This window comes from Pseudomonas sp. FG86 (genome assembly GCF_057808775.1).
Genome location: NZ_JBMDIS010000005.1, coordinates 149,371 through 175,150, shown reverse-complemented (window position 1 = coordinate 175,150; position 25,780 = coordinate 149,371). Strand labels below are relative to the sequence as shown.

The window sequence follows — 25,780 nt, the reverse complement described above, 5'->3', positions numbered from 1 at the left end:
GGGGATGGTCGTTTAGAGGGTCAGTAAACGGAACAGCGCGATCTTGTTGATCTCGGCCAGTGCGCAGTTGAACTCGGTGTCTGCCGAGTGGTGGATGCGCGTTTCGAACGCGGCCAGGATCTGGTGCCGGTTGCTGCCTTTTACCGCCATGATGAAGGGAAACTTGAACTTGGCCTTGTAGGCATCGTTCAGCTCGGTGAAGCGCGAGAACTCTTCGGCCGTGCATTGGTGAATACCGGCGCCAGCTTGTTCATTCGTGCTGGCTTCGGTCAACTGGCCCTGGACGGCCGCACGGCCTGCCAGGTCCGGGTGAGCGTTGATCAACGCCAGCTGACTGGCGTGATCGGCGCTCAACAGGATATCGCTCATGCGCTGGTGCAGGGTTTCGATCTGGTCGATCGACGCATCCAGGCCCAGGTCATAGGCTTTTTCGGCCACCCATGGCGAGTGTTCGTAGATATCGGCGAAGGCTTTGACGAATGCGTCGCGGCTCAAGGTCGAGGGTTTCAGGGTCTGGAACGTGGTCATTTCGCCACTCCCGTATAGGGGTGGGTTTCCTGCCAGTGGCGGGCAATGTCGACACGGCGGGCGAACCACACCTGCTCATGACCCTTGGCGTATTCGAGAAAACGCTTCAAGGCGGCCAGACGGGCAGGGCGGCCGATCAGGCGGCAATGCAGGCCGATGGAAAGCATCTTCGGCGCGTCGGCACCTTCGGCATACAGCACGTCGAAGGCGTCCTTGAGGTACTCGAAAAAGTCATCGCCCTTGTTGAACCCCTGCACCTGGGTGAAGCGCATGTCGTTGGTGTCCAGGGTATAGGGGATCACAAGGTGCGGCTTGCCGGTGGGGTTGTTCGGTTCCCAGTAGGGCAGGTCGTCGTCGTAGGTGTCGCAGTCGTACAGGAAGCCGCCTTCCTCCATCACCAGCCGCCGTGTGTTCGGGCCGGTGCGCCCGGTGTACCAGCCCAGGGGGCGTTCGCCGGTCAGTTCGGTGAGGATGCGGATGGCTTCGAGCATATGCTCGCGTTCCTGGGCCTCGTCCATGTACTGGTAGTCGATCCAGCGGTAGCCGTGGCTGCAGATCTCGTGGCCGGCTTCGACCATGGCGCGGATCACATCCGGGTGGCGCTGGGCGGCCATGGCCACGGCGAAGATGGTCAGCGGAATGTCGAACGCCTTGAACAGCTTGAGGATGCGCCACACGCCGGCACGGCTGCCGTATTCGTACAGCGACTCCATGCTCATGTTGCGCTCGCCTTGCAACGGCTGGGCCGAGACCATTTCCGAGAGGAAGGCTTCTGACTCTTTGTCGCCATGCAAGATGTTGCGCTCGCCGCCTTCTTCGTAGTTGAGTACGAAAGACAACGCAATGCGTGCCTTGCCCGGCCAGTGGGGGTGAGGAGGGTTACTGCCGTAACCGATCAGGTCGCGTGGGTAGTCAGCGCTCACTGCAGTCTTCCTTCTTGTTCGTGGTAGCAATAGGTGTGGCGGCCGGGCAGTGAAAAGACTGGGTGGCGTCACAGCGATGAGTGATTGTATACAACTTATTGCCAACTTTGTAAGCCTGCATTTCTGCATTTTTTCCGCATCGCTCTCCTTCAAGGGTGTAGCAAGAAACTTGCCTGACTGGTCAGCTAATGGACAAAAGGTCGTTTAAAAGCAAGGATTACTGACGAATCGACTCGTCGAGCAATGTCGGCGGGGGGATCAAAAGCGTTGTGATATTTATTGTGTACAATTTTTTTAAAAAGTGTCTTAATCAGCCATCGCCGACTTTTTTGATGCCCTGAAAAAGTGCGGTTTCCTCTTCTACTGACTTCGGGAGGCGCACAAACGCCATGGGACGCTTGACCACACACGTTTTGGACGCCGCACATGGCTGCCCCGGCAGCGCAATCAAGGTTGAGCTGTACCGCGTCGAGGGCGAGAAGCTTGAACGGCTCGCCACCGCCCTGACCAACAGCGACGGTCGTTGCGACGCGCCGCTGCTGCAAGGTGATGACTACCGCAGCGGTGTGTACCAGCTGCAATTCAGTGCCGGCGATTATTACCGCGCCCGGGGCGTGCAACTGCCGGAGCCGGCTTTCCTCGACGTGGTGGTGCTGCGATTCGGCATCAACGCCGAACAGGATCACTACCATGTGCCCTTGTTGATTTCGCCTTACAGCTACTCCACCTATCGCGGTAGCTGAGCGTCACCTCGCCTAACGCTCTTCGTTGGTTTTTCGCCCGCCCACACTGCGGGCTTTTTTTTGCGTGTCGTGCGTTCAACTATCTAGCGCCAGGGGCACCTCGGCGATACCTAGGATGGGTGTTTTCCTCCTAGAAAAGAAAACACCATGACCTCGTCCATCGATCACTCAAGCGCTGCGCCCCCTTCCAGTTCCCCATCCGTTGCAGACGACAGCGATGCGCCACAGGCCATTCGTGAGCGGTTAACGCGGCGGATCAACGCCCATCCCCATCCAAGCCGCCTGATCAATCAGATCGGCCTTGCAGACCGGCGCTGCACAGAGTTGACGCAGGAACTTGCACGCTTGATAGGACGCTCTCCCAAAGTCTTGACGGTTATCCGTGCCGAGCTGCGCAAAGCATTCGGCATGGACCCGGACAGCTTGCTGTTCACCGAATCCAAGCGGCCAAGCGAACCGCGCAAAGTCGACAGTTTGACCGATCGGGCGTTGATGTTGCTGGCGTTGCCCGTGGTAATGGCCAACGTTAACCAGTTCACCGCGCTGAGCGTCAAGGGAGATCCGGGTTGCCGCTTACCGTATACGCCGCTGGAAGCGTTGCAGCGTGTCAATGCGCTGAGGCTCTTTGAGCGATTGGATCACGCGGTTTCTGAATACTGGGGCACGCTGGCGCAGGGCTCCTGGCTCACCCGCCAGGAACGTTGGGTCGAGTTGCAAAAGACGCTCTTCGCTGACCGTGCGTTTATGGCGCGGCAACTTGAGGAGCTATCGAGCGCGGGCATGGCCCTGGTTCAAGCTCTGATCGACGCCCCTGCCGCAGAAGCACGCGAGCGGGCAGGCGGGGAGTGGGCCAGCGTCAAAGTGAGCCAATTGATGTGGCCGGGCACTCCTGCCGTCGCGATGCCCGGGGCCTTGCATCTTTACCGTGAGGGGGAGGCCAGTGATACGCCTCATGTGATTTACCTGTCAGGCACCGCACGCAATTTTTACGAGGCCCCATCCTTCCTTGCCCTTCAGTGCGACCTGCTGGCGTTGAACCGCTCGCTGTTCCACGACCTCTGGCATTGCTTGCCGTTAAGTCGCCGCAAAACCTTGTACCGGCCGGCGGACCTGTCGCCGGCCACCGGCTTCACGCGTGGCTTGGAGGTGAGGGACGATGCGCTGGCGCATGGCGCCCAGGCGTTGCTGGCCGGGCAATGGAGCAATGAGCTGGGGTGTGCGGTGAAGGTGTATTTTGCCCATGTGTTTTCTGACGTGCGGTCTCAGCCGCCACCGCTGGATGCCGTGCTTTTTTTCGCGCAGGTGGAGAGCGCCAGGCGCCAACTGGTCGGCGCTGCCCGGCTCGGGGTCATTGGCGATCAATTGCTCAAATGGGACCAGCAACGACGACGCGAAGAAATCATGTTCACCGGTGTGGCGCCGGGTTTGCCCATGCGTACCGTAGAACAGCAGGTCAAACGCTATGAAAAGGGCCTGGTCGCCTTATTGGCCGCGGATGACCCCTGCGCAGAGACTCCAGCCTATCTGGAGATCATGTCCCAGGTGGGGCGACTCAACGTCCATACCCATGTGCTGAAAACTTTGATGCAAAGCGCGCGGCATCGGCTGCTTGAGTTGGCATTCTGGGCAGAGCGCCCCCATGGGAAGGGAACGGCCAGACGTGTTTCCCTGTTTATGCAAGCCCAGACCGAAGCCTTGCGTTGCGAAGCGCAGTTGCTGCACGGGCTCAAGTTGATCAGTGCGGCCCATCGAGACCTGGTGGTCGAAGTGGTGGCCCAGCCCCTGGCAACCAAACGCCCGGGCAGCGATACCCGGGTGCTGTCGATCGCGGTGGGCAGCGAACCGGACGCCTTCTACCCACTCCATAATGTCTGGGTGATGACCACGGCGGCTGCGGTGCGGGTTCCGGCCCGCCAGCATCCGGTGGTGCTGTACGCGTTCGGCGTGGAGGGGGGGATTCAGGCGTTTGCCGGTTTGGACGCCTTGACCCGAAGCCTCAAGACGAGCCTGAGCAGCCCGGATGGCTCTGTGCTGTGGGGCACCGTCGAGCGGGATAAACGCTCCGATCTGCGGGGGCATGCGGCACGTGAAACGCTCGCTGTTCGCTACCTTGAGATCCCGGGCAAGCCAGCGCTGGCCTCGCTCAAGAAACTGCTGGGTAGTTACTCTCGCTTGCACAACAGCAACGAGGACATCACGCGTATTTTCAGTGAGGTGAAGGACCCCGGGCTGAGCCGCTCGCTGTTGATGGTCGAGCTGGAAGATCAACTGAGTATTCCCCTCAATAACCTCCTGAGCCGGGCTCTGGCCAATGTCGAGCTGCTGCGCAAAGCGGTATCCGAAGCGAAGAAACTGCCCACGTGGTTGGCGCGCGCAAGCCGTGCCCAGCGTAAAAAATTCCAACACTTGGAGCGTGTGTACCTGGGCAGTACCTTTGCCTTTCATGATCGGATCGAGCACTACCTGCCTGACCTGAACACGTTCGCCCGCAAAGCCTTGATCGACCGTTTACGCCAGGATGGTTTTTCCCCGCTGCCGGATATCGACGAGCCTTTGATTGAGCTGCCCGATGATGTGCGCGGCTCTTTCTGTGGCTGGAGCAGCACCTGTACCGTGGGTGATCGCAACATAGTGTTGACGCCAACCACCACGCGCACGACGTTCAGTCTGCTGCAATTGGCGCTGCATAACCTGGACCCACTGGCGCCCTGGACGCAGTGGCGACTCGATCGCGCCCGCTATCTGCAAGCTGACTGGAAGCAACAGCTCAATGCCGGTTACCTGATCCGCCTGGTGTCTTCACTGGATATCGGTGGGCAATACGACGCGTTGATCAACCGGGCTTTTTACCCACTCATCGGTCCTGGCCGGACGCTCAGCGAAGGACGTATCCCCGCGTTGCTGAATCGCGCCCTGCGTGCGGGCGTTGAACATCATCTGTTCTCGGCGATTCAACGGGGTCTGACAGCCAATGCACAAAACCTGTTCATCGCCGCGATGGCGGCGATAACCCCGCAAGACTTGTGGAAGAGCCCGTACCAGTTGCAATTGCATGTGGTGCATGTGGTGGGGCACACCCTGCAGCACGATCGCTATATCGCGGGGATAGTGGTCGTGCAGGACAAGCTTTCCGGGCTCTGCGTGGTCTACTGGCCCGATGCGCCCCACGGCTTGGCGCTCACTGAGTACAGCAGCCTGCAAGTGGCCCAGGATGAACTCAATCGCATCGGTGCCTTGCCCGATAACGTCAAGGCACTCTCGCGGCAGGTCGCCCCCGGTTGGGCATTCGAGGCGATCACCCATTATCCGGAGGCGGTTGGCGAGCGCACTGTGGGGGCCGCGCACTTGATTGTCGCGCCGGCTTTTTTCTTCATGAAAGGGATCTGGAAAGGTATCGGTTTTGTTCGCTCATTCAAGGTCAAGCACTTGGAGCCGACGCCGTTGCCGGAAGAAATTGAAAAACTGATCCTCGAGCAGATCGCTTGCGAGCCGCGGGAATGGTTGGCGATCGTCGGAACATCCCACAGCAACGCCCAGGCATTGCTCTACCGTGCCAGCCTGCTTGACCTGCAGCGCCGGACGCAGGCGGCGAGTCAATCCGGCAAGGCGCTGCAAGACTATCGAATTCGGCGCCTTGGTGAGCAGGGCGATACCCGTGCGCGGGCGTTGGTGGCGTTTTTCTCTCCGGCCTTCGGGGTGTTGAACGAAGCCTATGAGTTGTTCCTTTCGGCACGGCGTTATCACCGTTCTGGCGACCCTCGGGATGCCGTCGAAGTCGGTTTCAGGAGCGCCTATCTGGCGATTGACCTGTTGATGAGCTTTATCCCCGGCCCCAAGAGCGCCGGCATGGCGCGCCCCGCGCTGGGTAATGGGCTGAGAAGAATACACCGCTTGCGCATGACACCGTACGACGGGCTTTCACGCCCGGAACCGCCCAAGGTGACCCAACTCAAAGCCCTGGAACGCTTCAAAGCCAAGGGTGTGCCCGAGGGCGCGGTGGCGCTTAAAGGGCCTGGGGCGTCCGGCGTCTACGTGAAAAACGGCGAGCTCTTCGTGGCGGATGAAACCCACCATTACCCACTTTACCGGCGCGACAACGAACGGGTATTGCGCCTGAAAAACCAGCAGGCGCTGGGGCAGGACGAACTGATTATCAACGTCCACCAACCTGGGGAGTGGTTACTGGGCGCTGATGCGCCCCAGCCGGTGGCGGGGACGAGTACCGCTGGGCTTGACCCCTGGCGTGCGCCAATGCCGGTAGTGTCGGATTGGCGGCCAACCAGTGTGCGCGCTGCGACGGAACATCGTATTTACCAGTCACCCGCCACAGCCAACGAATGGTTCGATTGGAGGGTTCAGGTTCCTCTCGAGCAGATGTCTGCCGCCACGGAGTTCGGGACGTTTCATGTGAGCCAGGACGCCCGAGGGTTTTCCTACGACGCTATCTACATCGGGGCGCAATATGACACGCCGACCGTGTCGGGGATCGGGTATTACCGGTTGCTTCATGAGGGTAGCAATGCGCCAAGGAGCGGTATTGCGTTTATTGTCCCGGACGAGCCGCTGGTTTCACGCGCTTACGTGGATATCGAACGTTGGACAAGCACTGCGCCAGGCGAACAGCCGATACCGGTATCGCGCAATGCGACGGGTGACTGGCAAGTGCATACGCGTTTGTTCGACCGGCCGTTGGAGCACTATGTCGGCACGGCCTTCCCCACCATGACCCTGCACAGCCAGAGAATGGCAGCCAGAAGGCTGATCGAGTTGGCCGACACTGCCTACTCGGTCTCGACCACTCACCTGCTCAATATCCGGGCGACGCTGGACAATTGGCTGGCCTCCAATGCCAGGGGCTCGAGCCAGACCGATGACTTGCTGAGAATGTTACGCCGCACCGAACGAGCGCACGGATCAATCCGCATCGGTAACGAGAGTAACGCGCCGGGCTTCACTCGCGTCGACTTCCGGGCTCCCCACTTGGATCCTGTGTTGCGATATAGCGGTCCAGGGAGAACGGCTCAGCGCAACACTGCACAACGCGCCGCCATCCGGAACGTCCTGGAGCAGCAGGGCTTCAACGTGTATGACGTCGAGGTAAGAAGAAACAGGTACCTGAGCAATGAATTTATCGCGACGCACCGTTCTTCCGCGTCAGGCAATGTGTACTACATCAGCGCCCTGTGGGTTGAGCGAGCCAGTGTTCAGTTGAAAGAAAGGCTGACCGATCACTGGTTGAATGTCGCCATCAGAGCCAACCCGGGTTCGCTTCCCGTTGTGAGTGTCCAGCGCGCCATGCAGGAAAATCGATTGGTCCGGATCGTGGCAGGTATTCAATGGCCTGTCTTTCAGGCGGATCCACCCAGTGTTTATTTTGTGAAGGTGTGAGCGCCTCGCCGCGATCGACTCGACAGTGTGCAGGCTGAAGCGTCTGCCAGTGACCTCATCGACTCAGCAGAGACGCTGCCCCGGCCCCGCTGAATAATACGGCGCTGACGCGGTTGAACCCGACCTGGCCCTTGCCGCTGCGCAGGTAGCGTGCCGCTCCCTGTGCGCCGAGCCCGTAGGTCAACTTGCACAGCAGGTCGAGCACCGTCCAGGTGGCGATCATGACCAGCAGTTGCGGCAGGAAGGATTGCCCGCTGTCGAGAAACTGTGGCAGGAAGGCGGCAAAGAACAGAATGTCCTTGGGGTTGCTGGCGCCCAGTACAAACGCGCGGCCAAACAAGCTGCGAAAACGCGGCGTGGCGATGGCCTGTGGTACGTGCACGGCGAGGCTCGGCTGGCGCGATTGCTGCCAGCTTTGCCAGGCGAGGTAGAACAGGTACAGCGCGCCGAGCAGTTTCAATGCGCCGAACAGTTGCTCACTGGCCAGCAGCAGGGCGCCCAGCCCCAGTGCCGATGCACTCAAAAGGCAGACCGAGGCAAACACGCCACCCAGGAATGCGGGGTACGAACCGCGCAGACCATAGTTGAGGCTGTTACTGATCATGAGCAAGGACAGTGGGCCGGGGATCAGGATCACGATCAATGCAGCGCCGCTGAACAGCAGCCAGGTTTCCAGGGTCATGCCTTACTCCTTTTTATAGAAATATGAATTTAGCGATGAAAATCGCGCACAGCACCCACAGGCTAAGGGAAATTTCGCGGTACTTGCCGGTACCTGCTTTCAGCGCCACATAGGTGATAAAGCCCAGGGCGATACCGTCGGCGACCGAGAAGGTCAGCGGCATCATGATCGCGGTCACGATTGCCGGGATGCTGTCGGTGGCTTCATCCCAATGGATATGGGCCATGCTCGCCATCATCAGCATCGCCACATAAATCAGTGCACCGGCCGTCGCATAGGCCGGGATCATGCCGGCCAACGGTGCGAAAAACATCGCCGCCACAAACAGCACGCCCACGGTCACGGCGGTCAGCCCGGTGCGACCACCGGCCGCGACGCCGGCAGCGCTTTCCACATAACTGGTCACCGGCGGCACGCCGACCATGGCGCCAAACACGCTGGAGGCACTGTCGGCCTTCAGCGCCCTGGACAGGTTATGGATCTTGCCATCGTCGCCCACCAGCCCGGCGCGTTGTGCCACGCCCATCAGTGTACCTGCGGTGTCGAACATGTGCACAAAAAGGAAGGCAAATACCACGCTGATCATGCTGACATTGAATACACCTTTGATATCCATGGCCATCCAGGTCGGTGCCAGGCTCGGCGGGGTGGAGAGAATGCCGTTGTAGTGCACCAGGCCCAGGCCCCAGCCGGCCAGGGTCACGGCGATGATGCTGATCAGGATCGCGCCAAACACGCGGTGATAGCTGAGGATCGCGATCAATAGAAAACAGATGGCCGCCAGCAGCGGGGCGGGTTCGTGCAGGGAACCGAGTTTGATCAGGGTGGCGGGGCTATCGACGATGATGCCCGCGGTTTTCAGGCCGATCACCCCGAGAAACAGCCCGACACCGGCGCCCATGGCATGGCGCAGGCTGACCGGGATGCTGTTGAGCAGCCATTCACGCACGCGCGACAGTGTCAGGAGCATGAACAGCACGCCAGAGATGAATACCGCACCCAGTGCGGTCTGCCAGGTGTAGCCCATGGTGCCGACCACGGTGTAGGTGAAAAACGCATTCAAGCCCATGCCCGGCGCCAGGCCCACCGGCCAGTTGGCATACAGGCCCATCAACAGGCACCCCAGGGCGGCGGCGATGCAGGTGGCGACGAACGCCGCACCGTGGTCGATACCGGCGTCGGCCATGATGTTCGGGTTGACGAAGATGATGTAGGCCATGGTGATGAAGGTGGTGAGGCCGGCGATCAGCTCGGTCTTCACTGTGGTGCCATGCAAGCGCAGTTTGAACAGGCGTTCGAGCCAGCCGTGGTTCGTATGGGTGAGGTTCGGCGGGGCGAGGTCCAGCGGGGCTTCGGATTTGCGGCTATCCACAGCGAGTACTCCTCAAGCATTTTATTGTTATGTCCAGCGCGCACGCGCTGTGAGGTACTGGCGGGTTTGTTGACCAATAGGTCAGGAACTCGCACGAAGCGAATTATGCTTTTGTATACAAAGAAAGCAAATAATGTTTTCTATTTCTTGTGCGAAATAGATGAAAGGCACATCCCGGTGGGGGTTGTGGCGAGTGGGTTTGTTGTAATGCCAGTCAGTTAGGGAGGAACACTGTAACTGTGGCTAGTGGCTGGCCACAGTAATTCCGCTTGCCACGGCGATCACGGCGGCCCTGCAAGGGCCTGGTTCACCGCCAACCAGCCGGTTACCGCTTCTTCGCCTGCTTCGGCGAAGGCGCGCTGCAGCAATTTCACCTGTTCGCGGCGCAGTGACTGCTCGAAACGCCGGCCGTCCTCGGTCAACGCCAGCAAGCGTTTACGCTTGTCGGCCTCGGACGCGACACTGTCCACCAAGTGCATTTCCTGCAATTGGCGCAACGGCATGTTCAGCGCCTGCTTGCTCACACCCAGCAATTCCAGCAGTTCCTTCACGCTCAGGCCCGGGTAGCGCGCGATGAAAAACACGATGCGTTGATGCACCCGGCTCAGGCCGCGGCGCTCGAGCATTTCGTCGGCCTTGGCGGTAAACGCCTGGTAGCCGAAGAAGAACGCTTCCATGGCGGCTTGCTGACTGTTCTGGTTTTTAAGGTCAAGCATATTGACGTATCTACTCAAGTCGTCGTAATTTCGGTCAACTAGTTTGACGTATTTCCCACAGGCTTCGCTAGCGGTGACCTTATGGCCTTCTCTGAACGTGTTACGCGCCTCAAAAGCTCCTTGATTCGTGAAATCCTCGCAGCGGCCCAGCGCCCGGAAGTGATGTCGTTCGCCGGAGGCTTGCCCGCCGAAGCGATGTTGCCGGCGTTGAACTGGGATGGCATGCCGCTGAATATCGGCCAGTACGGCATGAGCGAAGGCGAGCCGCAACTGCGTGAATTGCTCGCTGCCGAGGCCCGCGCCCTTGGCGTGCCGTGCCAGGCCAGCCAAGTGCTGGTGGTCAGCGGCTCCCAGCAGGCCCTGGACCTGGCGGCCAAGCTGTATATCGATAAAGGCACCCAGATCCTACTGGAAGGCCCGACCTACCTGGCCGCCTTGCAGATCTTCCAACTGTTCGGCGCCGAATGCCTCACCGTGCAACTGGAAACCGACGGCCCGAACCTGGCCGCCCTGCGTGCCAGCCTTGAACGCCATCGTCCGGCGTTCATTTACCTGATCCCGACGTTCCAGAACCCGTCGGCGGTGCGCTACAGCGAAGCCAAGCGCGAGGCTGTCGCGGCTTTGCTCGACGAGTTCGGCGTGACCCTGATCGAGGACGAACCCTACCGCGAGCTGACCTTCGATGGCGGCAGCGCGCAGCCCATTGCCGGCCGCCTGAAAAAGGCCAGCTGGATCTACACTGGAACGGTGTCCAAGACCTTGTTGCCCGGCCTGCGCGTCGGCTACCTGATCGCCAGCCCCGACCTGTTCCCGCATTTGCTCAAGCTCAAGCAATCGGCTGACCTGCACACCAACCGCGTCGGCCAGTGGCAAGCGATGCAGTGGTTGGGTACCGACAACTATCAACAGCACTTGGTCGAGCTGCGCGGTTTTTATCGCGAGCGACGCGATGCTTTTCAGGCTGCATTGGCGCGTCACTTCAGCGAGTTGGCCGACTGGCAAGTGCCCCAGGGCGGATTATTCTTCTGGCTGACCTTGAAACAGCCGCTCGATACCCGCACCTTGTTGGCTCCTGCACTCGATCAGGACGTCGCGTTCATGCCCGGTGAACCGTTCTTTTCCGAGCCGGACCAGCACCTGGGTTCACTGCGGCTCAATTTCAGCCATATCGACCCGTCCCGCCTGGACGAAGGTCTCAAGCGCCTGGCCGCAGTGGTCCGTCAAGCACAGCACGCGCAAGCGGCATAAGGGGAGCCCCATGTATAAGGTTTATGGCGATTACAAATCGGGCAACTGCTACAAGGTCAAATTGATGCTCAACCTGTTGGGCATCCCGTACCAGTGGGTGGATGTCGACATCCTCAACGGCGACACCGAGACCCCGGAATTCCTGGCCAAGAACCCCAACGGCAAGATCCCGGTGCTGGAACTCGAAGACGGCACCTGCCTGTGGGAATCCAACGCGATCCTCAACTTCCTGGCCGATGGCAGCCAGTTCCTGCCCACCGAGCCGCGCCTGCGCACGCAAGTGCTGCAATGGCAGTTCTTCGAACAGTACAGCCATGAGCCGTACATTGCGGTGGCGCGGTTTATCCAGCTTTACCTGGGGCTACCGGAAGATCGCCAGGAGGAATACAAGAAGCTGCACAAGGGTGGCTACAAGGCGCTCAAGGTCATGGAGCGCCAGTTGCAACTCACGCCCTACCTGGTCGGCGACCAGTTCTCCATTGCCGACGTGGCGTTGTATGCCTACACCCATGTGGCCGAGGAAGGCGGTTTTGATCTGGCGCCGTACCCGGCCGTGCGGGCTTGGTTGGAGCGTGTGGCCAGCCATCCCAGACATATCGCGATGCTCGACTGACTGACGCGGTCAAAAACTCTGGGAGGGTGTGTCGGACAGTTCCTCATTCAGCAGGTCGAAACAACGTTGTGCCGCCGGGCTCAGCCCCATCCCGCTACGACTGATCAACCCGATCTCCCGGTTCACGCCGGGATGATCGATGTGGATACGTTTCAACCCCTCCAGGCTGTCCGCCGCCGACTCCGGCAGCACACTGATTCCCAGGCCCTGGCGCACCAGCGCCAACACCGTCGACATGTAGTTGGCTTCCATGCCGGCGTGCATCGTCAGCCGCGTCTCATCGAACAGCCCATCCACCTGCTCACGCACGCTGCTGTCGCGGCCGGTGAGGATGATCGGCTGGTCGGCCAGTTGTTGCAGCGTCAGCTGGCGATGGTGGGCGAGGGGGTGATCCAGCGGTACGAACGCGCACAAACGATCATTAAGCACCGGCACGAATTCCAGGCCATGGCTCAACCGCGCGCGTACGCCGATACCAAAATCCACCTCGCCTGCTCGTACCTGGGCGTGAATGCGGTGGGCCACCAGGTCCTGCAAGCGCACTTCGATCCCGGCAAAACGCTCGCGAAACAGGCGCAACGCCGGGGGCAGGGCGCCTGCGCAGACCGAGGGCAGGGCGGCGATGGTGACCACGCCCCGGCGCAGGGCGGCCAGGTCGCGGGAGCCAGTGACGATGTTGTCCAGGTCCAGCAGCAGCTTTTCCATCGGCCCACGGGCTTCCTGGCCGGCGGCGGTGATGCTCACATGGCGCGGGCTGCGGTCCAGCAGGGTGACGCCGAGCCAGTCCTCCAGTTGTTGCACCTGGACTGTCAGTGCCGAAGGAGACAGGTGCAGTTCATTGGCGGCCTTGGTGAAACTTCCGGTACGGGCCACCGCGAGAAACGCTTGAATATGCTGGATTGAGTTCTTCATTTTGTTTTTCCGAACATATGGGGCTGAATATTCCAATTTACAAAGACTAACCCGCTTCCAATACTCCAGGGAAAACAATAACCGGCCACCAAGGCCGCTCTGGAGTAACCCATGCTCGCTACCCTGGGTGTCATCACCATCCTGTGCCTGCTCGCTGCCGTCATGAGCAAACGCCTTTCGCCGCTGGTGGCCCTGATTGCCTTGCCGATCATCGCCGCGCTGCTCGGCGGTTTCGGCCTGCAAACCAGCGCTTTCATCATTACCGGTATCAAGAACGTCGCCCCCGTGGTGGGCATGTTTGTGTTCGCGATCCTGTTTTTCGGGATCATGACCGATGCCGGCATGCTTGATCCCATCATTGATCGCATCCTGCGTACGGTAGGGACGCGTCCTACACGAATTGTGGTGGGTACCGCGACCCTGGCCTTGCTGGTCCACCTGGACGGTTCCGGCGCGGTGACCTTTCTGGTGACGGTGCCGGCGATGCTGCCGCTGTATACACGGCTGGGCATCGACAAGCGCATCCTTGCCTGTGTCTGCGCGATGGCCGCCGGGGTCAACTTCCTGCCTTGGACCGGCCCGGTGTTGCGCTCGTCGGCAGCCTTGCACGTGCCAGTGGCGGACTTGTTCCAGCCGCTGATCCCGGTGCAGATCGTCGGCCTGATCTTCGTTTTCGCCTGCGCCTGGTGGCTTGGTCGTCGCGAGGAAAAACGCTTGGGCCTGGGCGCCGGTTCCACGGTGGATGCCGTGCCGCAACGGGTGCTCAGCGACGATGACATCCAGCTGCGCCGCCCACGCCTGTTCTGGGTCAACCTGATCCTGACGGTGCTGGTGATGGTGGTGATGATTGCCGGTTGGGTCGATCCCGTGGTGATGTTCATGCTCGGCACTGTGGTCGCGCTGTGCATCAATTACCCGAATGTCGACGCCCAGCGTGCGCGCATCGATGCCCACGCCAAAACCGCCCTGACCATGGCCAGTATCCTGCTCGCCGCCGGGGTGTTCACCGGCATCATGCAAGGCACCGGCATGCTCAAGGCCATTGCCGAAGTGGCGGTCGCGCAGATTCCGGCGGGCCACGGCAAGCTGATCCCCGCGGTGGTGGGCTTCATTTCCATGCCCCTGAGCATGCTGTTCGACCCCGATTCCTACTATTTCGGCGTCATGCCGGTGATCGCCGAAGTCGGCAAGGCCCTGGGCGTCGACCCGCTGCAAGTGGCCCAGGCCTCGCTGCTCGGCGTACACACCACCGGCTTCCCGGTCAGCCCGCTGACCCCCGCGACATTCCTGTTGGTGGGCCTGTGCAAGATCGAATTGGCCGATCACCAGCGCTTTACCATCCCTTTTCTGTTTGCCGCGTCGGTGTTGATGACCCTGACGGCGTTGCTCCTGGGAGTGATTTGAGATGAACACCTTGCGCATCGGTTCCGGTGCCGGCTATTCCGGCGACCGCATCGAACCTGCCGTAGAACTGGCCGAACACGGCGACCTGGATTACCTGGTCTTCGAATGCCTGGCCGAACGCACCATCGCCCTGGCGCAACAGGCGCGCATCAGCGATCCGCAGGGCGGGTATGACCCGCTGCTGAGCGAGCGCATGCGCCGCGTGCTGCCGTTTGTCGGCCGCCGCGCGGGGCGCCGACGTCTGCGAGTGATCACCAATATGGGCGCGGCCAATCCGGTGGCGGCGGCCCTTGAAGTGCGCCGCATCGCCAATGAGTTGGGCCTGGGCCTCAAGGTGGTGGCGGTGCTGGGTGACGATGTGCTCGACATCCTGCGTCCCGAGCAGGTGCTGGATAACGGCCAGACCTTGGGCTCACTGGGCGCGCGGTTGATTTCTGCGAACGCCTACCTGGGGGTCGATGGCATTCTCGAGGCCCTGGGTGCCGAGGCTGATGTGGTGATCACCGGGCGCGTGGCCGATCCGTCGCTGTTCCTGGCGCCGCAGATGTTTGAGTTTGGCTGGGCGATGGACGATTGGCCGCGTCTGGGGCGCGGCACACTGGTGGGGCATTTGCTCGAATGCGCGGGGCAGGTCAGCGGTGGGTATTTCGCCGATCCCGGCTTTAAGGACGTGAATGACCTGGCGCGCCTGGGGTTTCCGTTGGCCGAGATCAATGCCGACGGTGATGCGGTGATTACCAAGGTCGCGGGTTCCGGTGGGCGGGTCAGTCGAGCGACCTGTACCGAGCAATTGATCTATGAAGTGCATGACCCTGCGGCGTACCTGACCCCTGATGTCACCGCCGATTTTTCCCAGGTGACCTTTGTCGAGGACGCTACTGACCGGGTGCGGGCCCAGGGCGCCAACGGCCGAGCACGGCCGGAACAGTTGAAGGTCAGCGTGGGTTACCTGGACGGTTGGATCGGCGAGGGGCAGATGTCCTACGGTGGCCCAGGTGCGGTCGCACGGGCGCAACTGGCGCGAGATGTCGTGCTCAAGCGCCTGGAGTTGATGGGGGTGAAGATGCAGGAGGTGCGCGCCGAGTTGATCGGCATGGACTCATTGCACGGCCCACGCAGCAGTGTCGAGCCTTGGGAAGTGCGTCTGCGCGTGGCTGCGCGCTGTGAAGAGCGCAGCGAGGCGGTACGTGTCGGCAATGAAGTGGAAACCCTCTACACCAACGGCCCGTCTGGCGGTGGCGGCGCCAGCAAGAGTGTGCGGCAGGTGGTGGCGGTGGCGTCGTTGCTGCTGCCGCGTAACGCGGTCAACCCGAGGATCGAAGCATGAAGCTGCACACCCTGGCCCATTCCCGCACCGGGGATAAGGGCGACACCTCGAATATTTCGATCATTGCCTATCGCGCCGAGGACTATCCCTTGCTTTGCGAACAGCTCACGGCCGAGCGCGTGAGCGAATTTTTTGCGGGCCTCCTGGAACCGGGTGCTGCGCCGATACGGCGTTATGAGTTGCCCAACGTGCAGGCGCTGAACTTCGTGCTGCCTGGGATCCTGCGCGGCGGGGTGACCCGTTCGCTGGCGCTGGATGCCCATGGCAAGTGCCTGGGCTCGGCGCTGCTGGACCTGGATTTGCCAACACCGAACTGAATGTGGGAGGGGGCTTGCCCCCGATAGCGGAGTGTCAGTCGATGTATTCTGCGACTGATACTCCCTCATCGGGGGCAAGCCCCCTCCCACATTGGATCTGCACAGGTCTGTCAGACCGCAGCGAAGCGCTTGTCCAGGTAATCGATGATCACCTTGGAATCGTACATCCACGTGGTCTGGCCATTCTCTTCGATGCGCAGGCACGGCACCTTGATCTTGCCGCCTTGCTCCAGCAGGGTCTGGCGATCTTGCTCGTTGTTCTTTGCATCCTTCAACGCCACCGGAACATTCAGGCGATGCAGGGTACGACGGGTCTTCACGCAGAACGGGCAGGCGTGGAACTGGTACAGGCTCAGGCCCTTGGCCGCCGCGTTCACCTGTGCCTGCTGCTCGGCGGGGCGCTGCTTTTTGCGTGGGCGGGTAATGAAGTCGCCCGCGATGATGACGTGGCCGAGGCCCACTCGAAGTGCTTTGACGAACATGGCTGAAACCTCTTGCCCATGACAGAAGGGGCCGCAGCTTACCTGAATTTTGCGGGCGAAAAAAAACCGGCGATGGACGCCGGCCTTTTCCTACGCAGCCTGTTACTTGATCAGGCTGAGGAATTCGCTACGGGTCGCCGCGTTTTCGCGGAACTCACCCAGCATCACCGAGGTGATCATCGACGAATTCTGTTTTTCCACACCGCGCATCATCATGCACATGTGCTTGGCTTCGATCACCACCGCCACGCCCAGGGCGCCTGTGACCTGCTGGACCGCATCGGCGATCTGGCGGCTGAGGTTTTCCTGGATCTGCAGGCGGCGCGCATACATGTCGACGATCCGCGCGACCTTGGACAGGCCCAGCACCTTGCCGCTCGGGATGTAGGCGACGTGAGCCTTGCCGATAAACGGCAGCAGGTGGTGTTCGCACAGCGAGTACAACTCGATGTCCTTGACCAGCACCATTTCGCTGTTGTCGGAGCTGAACAAGGCACCATTGGTGACTTCTTCAAGTGTCTGTTCATAGCCGCGGCAAAGGTACTGCATCGCCTTGGCGGCACGCTTTGGCGTGTCGAGCAGGCCCTCGCGGGAGACGTCCTCGCCAAGTTGGCCGAGGATCTCGGTGTAATTCTGTTCCAATGTCACAGAGCGTTATTCCGTATGGGTTCTAGAGGGGTACGGTTTCTGTCTGTACCAATTTTGTACCAATCAGGCTTTGCTCCAGCTTCCCGACCTCACTCCAGTCTTCACTGGAATTGATCCATCGGGCATAAGTCGTCAGCAGCATTTGCACGCTGTGACCAAGCTGATTCGCAATGAACCCGAGGTTCATGCCTGCCATGAGGCACATGGTAGCGTAAGTGTGCCGGCAGTTGTATTGCCGTCGGGCCCTGATCTTCAGCGCGACGAGCGCCGCCTTGAAGTGCTTGTCGGTCACGCTGGCCTGCTGAATGAACTCGAAGTTCTTGGTCGGCGGGAATACGTACGGCGATTGTTTATGCTGGCGCCGGCTCTGTTTCGCCCTCAACTCGGCCACGCTCTTGGCCTCCTCAACGGCATTCAATGCCCTGCTGTTCAGCATGACTCGGCGCGTCTCGCGTGTTTTCGTGCGCTCCTCGATCTTGTAGTCGGCCACGATTCTACAAACGTTGGCGACACGCCCATCTGTATCCACCTCATCCCAGCGCAACGCCGCTATTTCCCCAGGCCGCATGCCGGTGTAAAAGGCGAACTCAAAATAGGCCGCGTATACCCGCATTGAACCGATCAGCACTTCGTACAGGTGCCCGATGATCAAATCCGCCTCCGCTACAGTGAAAGGGTCAACCGGTTTCTTTGCCTTCACCGGCAGCTCAATTGAGCCGACCGGGTTCCTGGTGATCAGTTCATCGTTCACTGCGCACTCGAACATCGTGTGCAGGCGCTGGATCGCCGAGCGCTTTACCGTCGACGACTTCCACGGCGTCTCTCCGGCTATTTTCCGAAGCATTGCCGATGTGATCTGGTCAATCGGAAGCAGCGCAAGATGCGGCATCCAGTAAAGGTTAAGGGAGATTCGGTAGTTTTTGCGAGTTCCCCCTACTACCTCCCGGCTGTCGAGCCAGGTCTGTGCATACTCGCCAAACAGCGGAGTCGCGGAGTAGGTGGAATATGTCGAGTTCGGGAAAAGCTCGGCGTAACGCTTGTCGTCCATTACGCCGTGCTTGATTAGGCTGATTACTGTAGCGCGAAGATCTGCGGCCGCTTTGATGCCTTTTGGCGTTTGGGGATAGGCGAGGGTCTCGCAGCGCCTGAATTTCCAGGTGAAGCGAATGCGGACTGACTGGCCTGCAAATTCAACTCCGGCGGGCAATCCCAAAGGCTTTCTAGCCATGCCTCATATCTCCTGATGCTGTAGTAAATCTGGCCATCTATTTCGTTCCACACCCCTTTGGGGATGATGTTGCGCTGTCGCTTGCCCTGAAGCGCGCGGCGCGTTGTGCCGACCATCTCCGCGAAGTTCTTCTCCGCGACCTTGTCGGACAGGTACTCAACAGGTAGTTGCTCTGCTGCTGCCATGATGATGCTCCGCGCCGCGCTGGGCGGCAGAAGGTGGTGATGGATTACAAGGTCAGTTCGTGGCCGAATGGCACGCGGAAGCCAGACGCGTTACGGTGGCCGCCACCGCCGTACAGCTTGGCGATCTCCGACACATCAAGTCCCTCGTCAGTGCTGCGCAAGCTGAAGCTTCGGCCGTCAGGTGTGTCCCAGTAGCAGGCTGCGAACACCTCGCCCTGGGCCATGAGGTGGCCGGCATCGCTGGTCAGGGTGTAAGGCAAGCTGGCGGCTGGCACGTCGTGCCCACCGATCACCAGTCGGCGCTTCGTTACGGCGACCAGCTCGGCCACGTCCTTATGATGTTTGCGCTCGATCGCTGCTCCATCTGAGCGAAGGGTCTGGACGTCGGCAGCCATAAGCTGATCCCAGACTTCGAAGTCGTACGGGTAGCTAAAGAGGTTGGCTTGAATCTCTCGGGTGCCATCCAACTTGAACAGCCACAGGTCTCGATCTTCGATGTGGCGCAGCAGTTGCGGTGGCTCTTGGTCTGGGAAGTAGTGATCCCAGGCGAGCATTGCGCCGCTGCGGTTCATATCAAAGCAGCAGGCAATGGCTGGACCATTTTGCGAGTTAGCCATGTCGTGCGCCGTCTTCCAGCCGAGCAAAGGAGACCCGTCATCGTGCCGGGTGTCTTCTTCTATGCCGGCGTGAAATGGCTCAAAGCGGGCAAGGTCTTCAGCCGCGCTTTTATGGTGGTCGAGTACGATGATGCTGTTCGCCTTATACGCGAGCGCCGCCAGCACGTCGTACTTGTAGCTGAAGTCGACGAGGATCACGTCTTTACCCGTGACGTCAGGTGGCTCTTGGCCGTAAACGCCGGGCACAAACTCGACGTCAGCGCCGAGCGCTTTCCGGACAACCCAGGCAGCGCCGAAGCCATCGGCGCAGTTGCCGTGATAGATACACATCGTTTTGCGTTGAATCTCAGACATAGAAATACCTCGCCCGCCGCTCACCGGCAGGCATGTAGGGGGATGGAGTAATGGCGTTTTGCCGATATTTAACGTGCGTGGGGTTTGGTGTACAAAAAGGTTCAACTAAGTTCGTGATGAGGCATGGACGTGTCACACAATCTTGATGCCCCGATAGCGCATGCTTACCGGGGCCACACGATATTCCTCAAGTTCGACTGGCGACGCCCGAACGATGACGCCCCGGTTGCCGCCAAGATCATCGAGCCAGCGTCAATTGATGGGTTGGGCGAGGTTGCCGCTGAACTGACCGGGCCGTGGCCTGACTACCCAACCGCCCTTGATGACGCCATGGCGGCCGCTGAACGATGGATCGACAGTCAGTTGCCCTGACGCCGCTCACCGACCGGCATGTAGGGGGGTGGAGTAATGGCGTTTTGCCTAGATATCTGTGTCGTTTGGATGGGTGTAAAACGGGTATTCATTCCACCCGGTCGCCAGGAGGGCGCGTGCCACACCAACTAGATGCGCCGATTGCGCACGCGTACCGCGGCCAAACAATGTTTCTCAAGTTCGTCTGGCGGCGCCCGAACGACAAAGCACCGGTCGCCGCCATGATCATCGAGCCGGCGCCCATTCATGGCCTGGGCGAAGTTGCTGCCGAACTGATGGGGCCTTGGCCTGACTACCCAGCAGCTCTTGATGACGCCATGGCGGCAGCTGAACGATGGATCGACAGTCAGTTGCCCTGACGCCGCTCACCGACAGGCATGTAGGGGGATTGGGGTTATGAGTGCTTCATGAAGGTGATCCAGTGCGTTTTCTCGCGCTTCCCGGACTTGTGGCCAAACAGCGGCTGCTCGTCGGTAAGCACCAGGATTTCGCTGACCCGGATCTGGGTTTCATTCCATTTGAAGATCAGGAACTGGCCAGGCCGCAGCACCCGGAAGCACTCCGCGAAGCCTTTGCGCAGGTCGTCACGCCAGTCGTCGGTGAGGATTCCGTACTTGAGCCGCAACCAGCTTTCGCGTCCGGCGCGAACTAGGTGCGGAGGATCGAACACGACCATGTTGAAGCTGGCGTCTGGGAAGGGCAGGTGCCGGAAGTCCATGATGACGTCGGGCTCGACTTTCAAAACCCGGCCGTCACACAGCACATGCTCTTCATCGCGGATGTCGCCGAACAGGGCGCGCTGATCACCCTTGTCGAACCACATCATTCGGCTGGCGCTACAAGGGTCGAGGACTTTCGCATTCATGGCCTTGGCCCCTTGTAGATGAAGACGTAGGCGAACCAGAGGAGGGCGATCATGCCGTCACCTCTTTGCGGTACCCAGCGTCGTACAGGTCTCGGCATGCCTCTTCCTGAATCTTGAGTTGCGTCAGGTGCAGCGCACCGTGTCGACCACCCGGGTGATCTTTGACGTGACCGATCATCAGGTTGATGGCGGAATCCCGTGCATCGGCTGCTGCCTTGTCTGCCGAGCGAAACTCTGTGGCCCACTGCAATTCCTCCTGATCGAGGAAGCTAACTACCGCCATTCCGCCGCGGTGAGCCAGAACTGCGCATTGCCGAAACGTGGATGTCCGAGCGCTGAGCGCTTCGCAAGTCGTTCCAACAGGCGGCAATCCTTCGCCGTTCCAGGGGTTTTCATTTTCTTCGGGCATGACTTCGTCCTCGCCGCTATAGCGGCTGACTTTGAAGGGGGAGGGGTTACAGGTTTTGCGGGTGGAGTACGGATGTACTCCTATCGGGATTTAGCGCTACGTTTGCGGAATTCGTAAACCATGCTGCGCAGATCTACCAGCGACTCCTGCAGATCACCGCGGGCGGAGTCGATATTCTCAAGCAGCTCACCTTCTCCGTCGTCACCTCCCTCATCAACGGCCAGCAGAGCCAGGCCGTATGCCTGGAACTTCGCCAGCACGTCATCGGCTGACTTGGCCATGTATTCGGCGTGCTCGATGGCGTAGTCCTTGTTGGAACGCTCGCCGGAGGTAGGCGCTGCATCGCAAAGCCCAAGCACCCAATCAATCCATTCCTTGCGCTGCCTGTACTGCGGTTGGTCGTCGTCAATCGCTTTGACCATGTAGTGCGGGCTACGGTTGATTGACCGTACCGCACTGACCAACTCGTCCCATCGCTCATCCGCTGCGGTCAGGCGCTGTTGCAGCTCCTTCTCCCGGCGTTCCGAGGCGATGCAGCGCTCGGCGGCATCCAGAAACAAGCGCGTGACATTGTCGAAGTCTGAAGCGAGATAGACCACACGATCCTTGTCGATATTTCCTGCGTAGTACGACTGTGCTTCGCTCATACAGCCTCCATCGTTAGCAGATCATGGGCATTCACAACCGTCATGCCGAGGCGTTCGGCGATCAGGACTTCCAGGCGGGCACCCTTTGAATGCTCCCAGCCGGGAAGGGTGTCCACGGTGTCGCAGTCCATCAGGGCGGCAATGTCGCGGCGCATGCAGTCGTTCCAGGTGCCGCCGTCGGGGTTGAGTTCGGCGGGGTTGGTGACGGTGTGGCCGCCGGCGCGCAGGTTGGTGGTCATGGCGTGGAAGGCGGCGAAGTTGAGGCCGGGCAGGCCGGTCATGGGGCCGCTGAGGTAAATCCGTTTCACTGGGAGTCCTTGTCGGGCCATGCCCGGGCGGTGGAGTGGGGGAGTTATGCGGCGCGTGCCTGGCGTTCTTCGGCGCGCCATGGGTCATTGGCCCTGGCGAGTGCTGCCATCGGCGGCGGGCTGACGCTGTTGCCGCACATGTGCACCTGCTGGGTTATGGTGAAGGGCTTGCCGTCGGCACCGTGACTGATGATGTAGTCGGCCGGGAAGCCCTGGGCCCTGTACAGTTCGGACGGCTTCAGCATCCGCAGGCAGATGTCGACGATCACGTAGGGCGTGCCCTTGACCATCACGGTGACCATGGCCAGGCGGTCCTTTGTGGTAATGGTCGGCGCGGGCGCATTGCAAGCGCTGATGTTCTCGGTACCGGCGCCGCCACCACCACAGAAGAAGTCGACAACGATCTCATCGTCCTGAGGGTTGAAGCCGAGTCCGTATTGGGTTTTGAAATCGAAGGGGTGTTTCTTCTGTTGTGCGGACATAGGGGGTCCTCGCCGGCTGGCGCTATTCGAAAATGGGGGGATTACTTCTTCTGGAAGGTCTTGGTCAGGTCGGCATTGACGCTGTTGCCGCGCTTGAGCACGACGCGGGCAAGTGCGGCCCGATCTTTCTCGCTGTGGCTGGCCTGGCTGAGCAGGCCGAAGTAGCTGTTGGCTGTCTCGCGCAGATCCTCGGCAGGCGCTGCGGCCGTGCGCTTCAGTGCCTGGGCCAGTGACCGCTTACGAGTGGTGCGGCGCCAGGGCCTGATGACGTGGCCAACGAAGTCGACACCGCGATCCACAGGCTGCAGGATCGTCTTGGTAGGGTTCAGCTTGGCGCCGAGCCTGGGTAGGAACGCTTCGACCTCGGCCAGCCACTGGTTTAGCTGCTGGGGCGACTCATGCAGGAATACGAAGTCATCCACGTACCGGATGTAGTGCTTGGCGCGCAGCGTGTGCTTGGCGAACTGGTCCAGGGCGTCGAGGTAGATGTTGGCGAAGAACTGCGATGACAGATTGCCGATCGGCAGGCCGAGGCGCGCGGGCTGCGCAACCAGGCGCTTGTGCTGCGGCACCCGGTTGAACAGGTGAGCCGGGCTGCGGGTCTCGTAATTCTCGCGCGGGTCGTGCATGAGGATCTGCGAGGCCAGGGCCAGCCACCAGGGTTCGGTGATCCTGGCCTCTAGCTGCTTGCGAAGCACCGCCTTGTCGATGGCGACGAAGAAGTTGGCCAGGTCGCACTTGAGGTAGAAGATCGGCTTTGACCAGTTCTGCGAGGCGCTGCGGATCTTCGATTCAAGACGCTTGGCGGCGTACAACGTGCCGCGCCCTGGAATGCATGCGCAACTGTCCGCTATGAAGCTGGCGTAGAAGCGCGGTGCCACATGGTTGTACAGCAGGTGGTGGACGACGCGGTCCCGAAAGGCTGCCGCCCAGACCTCGCGGGCTTTCGGTCGGGTGACCACAAAACAGATGGATCGGCCCGGCCGGTAAGTACCGGCTATCAGGTCGTCGTGCAGCTCCAGCAAGTTGATCTCCATGTCCTTCTCGAACAACCGGGCACTTGCGGAATTCCGCTTGTTGCGCCGGCAGTCGTAGTAAGCCTGGACGAGATCCTCGAACTGGAAGGGAGCAACACTTAAATCTGCGGACAGGGCGCGCGAGCCGCTCGTTGTTCTTGTCGTTGTTGTTGAGCCAGCCATCTTCAAAGTCCATGTTGTAGGCGTTGTTGGCGGAGCGCTGCGACCTGTCGAGCTATCTACATCGCCAAACCGAAGGCAGTACCGATCAGCTTGGAAACTGCGCGAGACCTACGCGGACGCTTTAGACCGGCGGTTTCTGTTGTGCGCATGGCGGTGACCAGAGGTCAGCGGCTCGACCAGATTTAGCGCACAGGCAAGAGGGCCTTGACCCTCAAGCAGCGGGCGCGGTTGCGGATTTCTTCCAGGCGTTTGCCTGTCGACCTATAGAGGCCGTCATCTTCATTGCTTTGGCGTGCTGCCCCTTGCTGATTAACCCTCGGTTGGTGAGGGCGCGCAGCAAGTAGTTGAGCATCCAAATGCTTTCCAGCAGCAGGTTGATCTGGGGCAGTTTGTCCCGGGTCATGTTGGCCCGACCGATCAGCACCAGGACCTGCAGGCATTCGTCCCGGATCTTCGCCCCGACAACCTGTTTCAGGTCGCGCGGGATATTGCGCACCAGGTCAAGCGAAAAGCCGAGCAACTCCTCGGCCACCTTGTGGATTTCCAAATCCGTATGCAGTGCCATCCCTGGCCTCCTGAAAAGCGAGGGTGCTATCGCACCCATGAATGAAGAATTGAATTATCAAATAAACTTTCTGCGGACAGGGCGCGCGAGCCGCTCGTAGTACTTGTCGTAGAAGTTGAGCCAGCCATCTTCAAAGTCCAAGATGTAGGCGCCGTCGGCGGAGCGCTGCGAGCTCGTCCAGTGATACGACTGGGTGAACACATCCGGTACGGTGATTTCGAGGAAGGACGCCTCACGGCGCGCCATCAAGTAGAAGTCCTTGTGACCGTCGCGCTCGAAGGCAGCGCAGAACTGGGCGGCCGGGTGTGAGGTTTCCGATCCGACCAGATCAGCCGTGTTTGTCCGACCATCCCACGCACTGCTGGCGCCGCTGAACTCTTCGCGATAACCACCCCATTCATGCGTGGATTCGGCATCGCTGCCAGTCGGCACGATCAGGTAGTAGGGCTTGCCACCGCCGGGGAATAGACCGCCGTTGATGCCGCCTTCGCCGGGCCAGTATTCGCCGATGGCCGGGATGCCGATTGCCGCAATGGCTGGCGCGGCGGCGATGGCCAGGGTTGCGAGTTTCAGCACCACCCCTTCGTCCGGGCTGCTGATAGTCAGATCTCCACGGGTGTACGTGGTCAGTTCATTGGCGCGCATGGGGTGCTCCTGTGAGCGAGATAAGAGTGCAGGTAGCCGGCGCTTCCCGACATGCTTCTGGTCTGAGCGTCGTCCTGGCGCTCCCGGGAATCACCTGCGAAAAACGATTGAAGGAATGAATTACTGAATAGGGAGGCTGCGGACAGGGCGCGCGAGCCGCTCGAGGCCCTTGCCGTTGTCGTTGAGCCAGCCAGCTTCAAAGTCCACGCCGTAGGCGTAGTGGGCGGAGCGCTGCGAGCTCAGCCAGTGCCAACGGTCTTCGCGGAGCTCCACCAGGCCTTCGGCCTTGGCCGCCATCAGCAACTGGCCCTCAAGGCAAGACGGGATGAAACCATCCAATTCCAGGGCCTTCACAGCGATCACGCTGCCAGCCTCGGCCATCGCCCGGGTGTTGGCTTCGCCGTCGCTGTAGCTGCCTGCGCCTTTGATCTCTACGCCGTACTCACCCCACGGGCCGCTGAGTTCGTCAGGCAGGAGGATCAGGGCGCGTTCAACGCCGTTGAGCCAGTAGCGGGTGACGAACACACCGCCGGCGAGAGGCTGGCCGCGCTCGGGGAGTTCGGCGGCGAGAACTGTTTGCTGTGCTTGCTTGGTCATTGGT

Annotated in this window: 28 protein-coding genes and 1 pseudogene; 9 read left to right on the top strand and 20 right to left on the bottom strand. The window is 60.5% G+C overall.

The genetic code is table 11. The features are described 5' to 3' along the window. Positions 1–12: 12 nt before the first annotated feature. Together uraD and puuE are read right to left on the bottom strand one after the other, a co-directional pair. Positions 13–528 (bottom strand): 2-oxo-4-hydroxy-4-carboxy-5-ureidoimidazoline decarboxylase, encoded by a 516-nt coding sequence (uraD, locus tag ACODSV_RS05420; protein ID WP_024076647.1) that lies wholly within the window; start codon positions 526–528, stop codon positions 13–15. Further along, positions 525–1,451 carry an allantoinase PuuE gene (gene puuE / locus ACODSV_RS05415; RefSeq protein ID WP_024076646.1) on the bottom strand — a complete coding sequence of 309 codons (927 nt, stop codon included), beginning with the start codon at positions 1,449–1,451 and terminating at the stop codon, positions 525–527. The genes uraD and puuE overlap by 4 nt, the downstream gene beginning before the upstream one ends. A gap of 389 nt (positions 1,452–1,840) precedes the next feature. Between puuE and uraH the strand changes: the two genes are divergently transcribed. Next, a complete protein-coding gene (gene uraH, locus ACODSV_RS05410; RefSeq protein WP_024076645.1) occupies positions 1,841–2,194 on the top strand; it encodes a hydroxyisourate hydrolase in 354 nt (117 codons plus the stop codon). Positions 2,195–2,341: 147 nt separating this feature from the next. Next, a complete protein-coding gene (locus ACODSV_RS05405) occupies positions 2,342–7,582 on the top strand; it encodes a dermonecrotic toxin domain-containing protein (RefSeq protein ID WP_150095520.1) in 5,241 nt (1,746 codons plus the stop codon). Between the two features lie 55 nt (positions 7,583–7,637). Here ACODSV_RS05405 and ACODSV_RS05400 read toward each other — a convergent pair whose 3' ends face one another. The 3 genes from ACODSV_RS05400 to ACODSV_RS05390 form a co-directional block, all read right to left on the bottom strand. Further along, a complete protein-coding gene (locus ACODSV_RS05400) occupies positions 7,638–8,264 on the bottom strand; it encodes a LysE family translocator (RefSeq protein ID WP_024076643.1) in 627 nt (208 codons plus the stop codon). Positions 8,265–8,277: 13 nt separating this feature from the next. Further along, on the bottom strand, positions 8,278–9,609 hold the full coding sequence (locus ACODSV_RS05395) for an NCS2 family permease (RefSeq protein WP_205896041.1): 1,332 nt from the start codon (positions 9,607–9,609) through the stop codon (positions 8,278–8,280). Between the two features lie 308 nt (positions 9,610–9,917). Further along, entirely contained in the window at positions 9,918–10,352 is a 435-nt protein-coding gene (locus ACODSV_RS05390) for a MarR family winged helix-turn-helix transcriptional regulator (RefSeq protein WP_024076641.1), read from the bottom strand. Positions 10,353–10,433: 81 nt separating this feature from the next. Here ACODSV_RS05390 and ACODSV_RS05385 point away from each other — a divergent pair, with 81 nt between their 5' ends. Together ACODSV_RS05385 and ACODSV_RS05380 are read left to right on the top strand one after the other, a co-directional pair. Continuing rightward, positions 10,434–11,600 (top strand): aminotransferase-like domain-containing protein, encoded by a 1,167-nt coding sequence (locus tag ACODSV_RS05385; protein ID WP_150055871.1) that lies wholly within the window; start codon positions 10,434–10,436, stop codon positions 11,598–11,600. A 10-nt stretch (positions 11,601–11,610) separates the two neighbouring features. Next, the gene (locus ACODSV_RS05380) at positions 11,611–12,213 is read left to right on the top strand and encodes a glutathione S-transferase family protein (protein ID WP_024076639.1); all 603 of its coding nucleotides are present in this window, start codon (positions 11,611–11,613) and stop codon (positions 12,211–12,213) included. A gap of 9 nt (positions 12,214–12,222) precedes the next feature. Here the strand turns inward: ACODSV_RS05380 and ACODSV_RS05375 are convergent, their stop codons facing one another. After that, entirely contained in the window at positions 12,223–13,125 is a 903-nt protein-coding gene (locus ACODSV_RS05375; RefSeq protein WP_069076714.1) for a LysR family transcriptional regulator, read from the bottom strand. Between the two features lie 111 nt (positions 13,126–13,236). Between ACODSV_RS05375 and ACODSV_RS05370 the strand changes: the two genes are divergently transcribed. From ACODSV_RS05370 to ACODSV_RS05360, 3 genes are read left to right on the top strand one after another with little or no spacing between them, the layout of a single operon-like run. Next, complete coding sequence (locus ACODSV_RS05370) at positions 13,237–14,529, top strand: CitMHS family transporter (protein WP_150095518.1); 1,293 nt, start codon at positions 13,237–13,239, stop codon at positions 14,527–14,529. Between the two features lies 1 nt (position 14,530). Further along, the gene (locus ACODSV_RS05365) at positions 14,531–15,856 is read left to right on the top strand and encodes an acyclic terpene utilization AtuA family protein (RefSeq protein WP_150055869.1); all 1,326 of its coding nucleotides are present in this window, start codon (positions 14,531–14,533) and stop codon (positions 15,854–15,856) included. Then, on the top strand, positions 15,853–16,173 hold the full coding sequence (locus ACODSV_RS05360) for an AtuA-related protein (RefSeq protein WP_024076635.1): 321 nt from the start codon (positions 15,853–15,855) through the stop codon (positions 16,171–16,173). Before ACODSV_RS05365 ends, ACODSV_RS05360 begins: the two co-directional genes overlap by 4 nt. Before the next feature lie 110 nt (positions 16,174–16,283). Here the strand turns inward: ACODSV_RS05360 and ACODSV_RS05355 are convergent, their stop codons facing one another. The 5 genes from ACODSV_RS05355 to ACODSV_RS05335 all read right to left on the bottom strand — a co-directional run bounded on the left by ACODSV_RS05355 (position 16,284) and on the right by ACODSV_RS05335 (position 19,687). Then, positions 16,284–16,655, bottom strand: a complete 372-nt coding sequence (locus tag ACODSV_RS05355; protein WP_069076717.1) for a glutathione S-transferase N-terminal domain-containing protein — start codon at positions 16,653–16,655, stop codon at positions 16,284–16,286. Between the two features lie 102 nt (positions 16,656–16,757). Further along, entirely contained in the window at positions 16,758–17,303 is a 546-nt protein-coding gene (gene folE / locus ACODSV_RS05350) for a GTP cyclohydrolase I FolE (protein ID WP_454843256.1), read from the bottom strand. Positions 17,304–17,325: 22 nt separating this feature from the next. After that, the gene (locus ACODSV_RS05345; RefSeq protein WP_454844013.1) at positions 17,326–18,471 is read right to left on the bottom strand and encodes a tyrosine-type recombinase/integrase; all 1,146 of its coding nucleotides are present in this window, start codon (positions 18,469–18,471) and stop codon (positions 17,326–17,328) included. Then, positions 18,375–18,716 (bottom strand): hypothetical protein, encoded by a 342-nt coding sequence (locus ACODSV_RS05340; RefSeq protein WP_454843257.1) that lies wholly within the window; start codon positions 18,714–18,716, stop codon positions 18,375–18,377. Before ACODSV_RS05340 ends, ACODSV_RS05345 begins: the two co-directional genes overlap by 97 nt. Positions 18,717–18,760: 44 nt before the next feature. Next, positions 18,761–19,687: a phosphohydrolase gene (locus tag ACODSV_RS05335; RefSeq protein ID WP_454843258.1), complete on the bottom strand. Its 927-nt coding sequence runs from the start codon at positions 19,685–19,687 to the stop codon at positions 18,761–18,763. A gap of 123 nt (positions 19,688–19,810) precedes the next feature. Here ACODSV_RS05335 and ACODSV_RS05330 point away from each other — a divergent pair, with 123 nt between their 5' ends. Together ACODSV_RS05330 and ACODSV_RS05325 are read left to right on the top strand one after the other, a co-directional pair. Beyond that, entirely contained in the window at positions 19,811–20,059 is a 249-nt protein-coding gene (locus ACODSV_RS05330) for a hypothetical protein (RefSeq protein ID WP_454843260.1), read from the top strand. Positions 20,060–20,175: 116 nt separating this feature from the next. Beyond that, entirely contained in the window at positions 20,176–20,418 is a 243-nt protein-coding gene (locus ACODSV_RS05325) for a hypothetical protein (RefSeq protein WP_454843261.1), read from the top strand. Positions 20,419–20,453: 35 nt separating this feature from the next. Here the strand turns inward: ACODSV_RS05325 and ACODSV_RS05320 are convergent, their stop codons facing one another. The 9 genes and pseudogenes from ACODSV_RS05320 to ACODSV_RS05280 form a co-directional block, all read right to left on the bottom strand. Beyond that, entirely contained in the window at positions 20,454–20,924 is a 471-nt protein-coding gene (locus ACODSV_RS05320) for a class I SAM-dependent methyltransferase (RefSeq protein ID WP_454843262.1), read from the bottom strand. 49 nt (positions 20,925–20,973) lie between these two features. Further along, positions 20,974–21,333: a hypothetical protein gene (locus ACODSV_RS05315; RefSeq protein ID WP_454843263.1), complete on the bottom strand. Its 360-nt coding sequence runs from the start codon at positions 21,331–21,333 to the stop codon at positions 20,974–20,976. Between the two features lie 80 nt (positions 21,334–21,413). After that, positions 21,414–21,980 carry a hypothetical protein gene (locus ACODSV_RS05310; RefSeq protein ID WP_454843265.1) on the bottom strand — a complete coding sequence of 189 codons (567 nt, stop codon included), beginning with the start codon at positions 21,978–21,980 and terminating at the stop codon, positions 21,414–21,416. Further along, positions 21,977–22,288: a DUF4406 domain-containing protein gene (locus tag ACODSV_RS05305; protein WP_454843359.1), complete on the bottom strand. Its 312-nt coding sequence runs from the start codon at positions 22,286–22,288 to the stop codon at positions 21,977–21,979. The genes ACODSV_RS05310 and ACODSV_RS05305 overlap by 4 nt, the downstream gene beginning before the upstream one ends. A gap of 44 nt (positions 22,289–22,332) precedes the next feature. Further along, positions 22,333–22,656, bottom strand: a pseudogene (locus tag ACODSV_RS05300) (DNA cytosine methyltransferase); the annotation flags it as partial. A 155-nt stretch (positions 22,657–22,811) separates the two neighbouring features. After that, the gene (locus ACODSV_RS05295) at positions 22,812–23,969 is read right to left on the bottom strand and encodes an RNA-directed DNA polymerase (protein ID WP_454843269.1); all 1,158 of its coding nucleotides are present in this window, start codon (positions 23,967–23,969) and stop codon (positions 22,812–22,814) included. Between the two features lie 211 nt (positions 23,970–24,180). After that, entirely contained in the window at positions 24,181–24,534 is a 354-nt protein-coding gene (locus ACODSV_RS05290; RefSeq protein ID WP_454843270.1) for a four helix bundle protein, read from the bottom strand. A 57-nt stretch (positions 24,535–24,591) separates the two neighbouring features. Beyond that, the gene (locus ACODSV_RS05285; RefSeq protein WP_454843432.1) at positions 24,592–25,179 is read right to left on the bottom strand and encodes an Lcl C-terminal domain-containing protein; all 588 of its coding nucleotides are present in this window, start codon (positions 25,177–25,179) and stop codon (positions 24,592–24,594) included. 120 nt (positions 25,180–25,299) lie between these two features. Next, complete coding sequence (locus ACODSV_RS05280) at positions 25,300–25,776, bottom strand: hypothetical protein (protein WP_454843433.1); 477 nt, start codon at positions 25,774–25,776, stop codon at positions 25,300–25,302. Positions 25,777–25,780 lie beyond the last annotated feature (4 nt).

Excerpts from the sequence above, each read along its gene's own strand:
- uraD (WP_024076647.1), bottom strand. The coding sequence starts at position 528 with ATGACCACGTTCCAGACCCTGAAACCCTCGACCTTGAGCCGCGACGCA.
- uraH (WP_024076645.1), top strand. The coding sequence starts at position 1,841 with ATGGGACGCTTGACCACACACGTTTTGGACGCCGCACATGGCTGCCCC.
- ACODSV_RS05405 (WP_150095520.1), top strand. The coding sequence starts at position 2,342 with ATGACCTCGTCCATCGATCACTCAAGCGCTGCGCCCCCTTCCAGTTCC.
- ACODSV_RS05400 (WP_024076643.1), bottom strand. The coding sequence starts at position 8,264 with ATGACCCTGGAAACCTGGCTGCTGTTCAGCGGCGCTGCATTGATCGTG.
- ACODSV_RS05390 (WP_024076641.1), bottom strand. The coding sequence starts at position 10,352 with ATGCTTGACCTTAAAAACCAGAACAGTCAGCAAGCCGCCATGGAAGCG.
- ACODSV_RS05385 (WP_150055871.1), top strand. The coding sequence starts at position 10,434 with ATGGCCTTCTCTGAACGTGTTACGCGCCTCAAAAGCTCCTTGATTCGT.
- ACODSV_RS05380 (WP_024076639.1), top strand. The coding sequence starts at position 11,611 with ATGTATAAGGTTTATGGCGATTACAAATCGGGCAACTGCTACAAGGTC.
- ACODSV_RS05375 (WP_069076714.1), bottom strand. The coding sequence starts at position 13,125 with ATGAAGAACTCAATCCAGCATATTCAAGCGTTTCTCGCGGTGGCCCGT.
- ACODSV_RS05370 (WP_150095518.1), top strand. The coding sequence starts at position 13,237 with ATGCTCGCTACCCTGGGTGTCATCACCATCCTGTGCCTGCTCGCTGCC.
- ACODSV_RS05365 (WP_150055869.1), top strand. The coding sequence starts at position 14,531 with ATGAACACCTTGCGCATCGGTTCCGGTGCCGGCTATTCCGGCGACCGC.
- ACODSV_RS05360 (WP_024076635.1), top strand. The coding sequence starts at position 15,853 with ATGAAGCTGCACACCCTGGCCCATTCCCGCACCGGGGATAAGGGCGAC.
- ACODSV_RS05355 (WP_069076717.1), bottom strand. The coding sequence starts at position 16,655 with ATGTTCGTCAAAGCACTTCGAGTGGGCCTCGGCCACGTCATCATCGCG.
- ACODSV_RS05340 (WP_454843257.1), bottom strand. The coding sequence starts at position 18,716 with ATGGCAGCAGCAGAGCAACTACCTGTTGAGTACCTGTCCGACAAGGTC.
- ACODSV_RS05335 (WP_454843258.1), bottom strand. The coding sequence starts at position 19,687 with ATGTCTGAGATTCAACGCAAAACGATGTGTATCTATCACGGCAACTGC.
- ACODSV_RS05330 (WP_454843260.1), top strand. The coding sequence starts at position 19,811 with ATGGACGTGTCACACAATCTTGATGCCCCGATAGCGCATGCTTACCGG.
- ACODSV_RS05320 (WP_454843262.1), bottom strand. The coding sequence starts at position 20,924 with ATGAATGCGAAAGTCCTCGACCCTTGTAGCGCCAGCCGAATGATGTGG.
- ACODSV_RS05315 (WP_454843263.1), bottom strand. The coding sequence starts at position 21,333 with ATGCCCGAAGAAAATGAAAACCCCTGGAACGGCGAAGGATTGCCGCCT.
- ACODSV_RS05310 (WP_454843265.1), bottom strand. The coding sequence starts at position 21,980 with ATGAGCGAAGCACAGTCGTACTACGCAGGAAATATCGACAAGGATCGT.
- ACODSV_RS05295 (WP_454843269.1), bottom strand. The coding sequence starts at position 23,969 with ATGGCTGGCTCAACAACAACGACAAGAACAACGAGCGGCTCGCGCGCC.
- ACODSV_RS05290 (WP_454843270.1), bottom strand. The coding sequence starts at position 24,534 with ATGGCACTGCATACGGATTTGGAAATCCACAAGGTGGCCGAGGAGTTG.
- ACODSV_RS05285 (WP_454843432.1), bottom strand. The coding sequence starts at position 25,179 with ATGCGCGCCAATGAACTGACCACGTACACCCGTGGAGATCTGACTATC.
- ACODSV_RS05280 (WP_454843433.1), bottom strand. The coding sequence starts at position 25,776 with ATGACCAAGCAAGCACAGCAAACAGTTCTCGCCGCCGAACTCCCCGAG.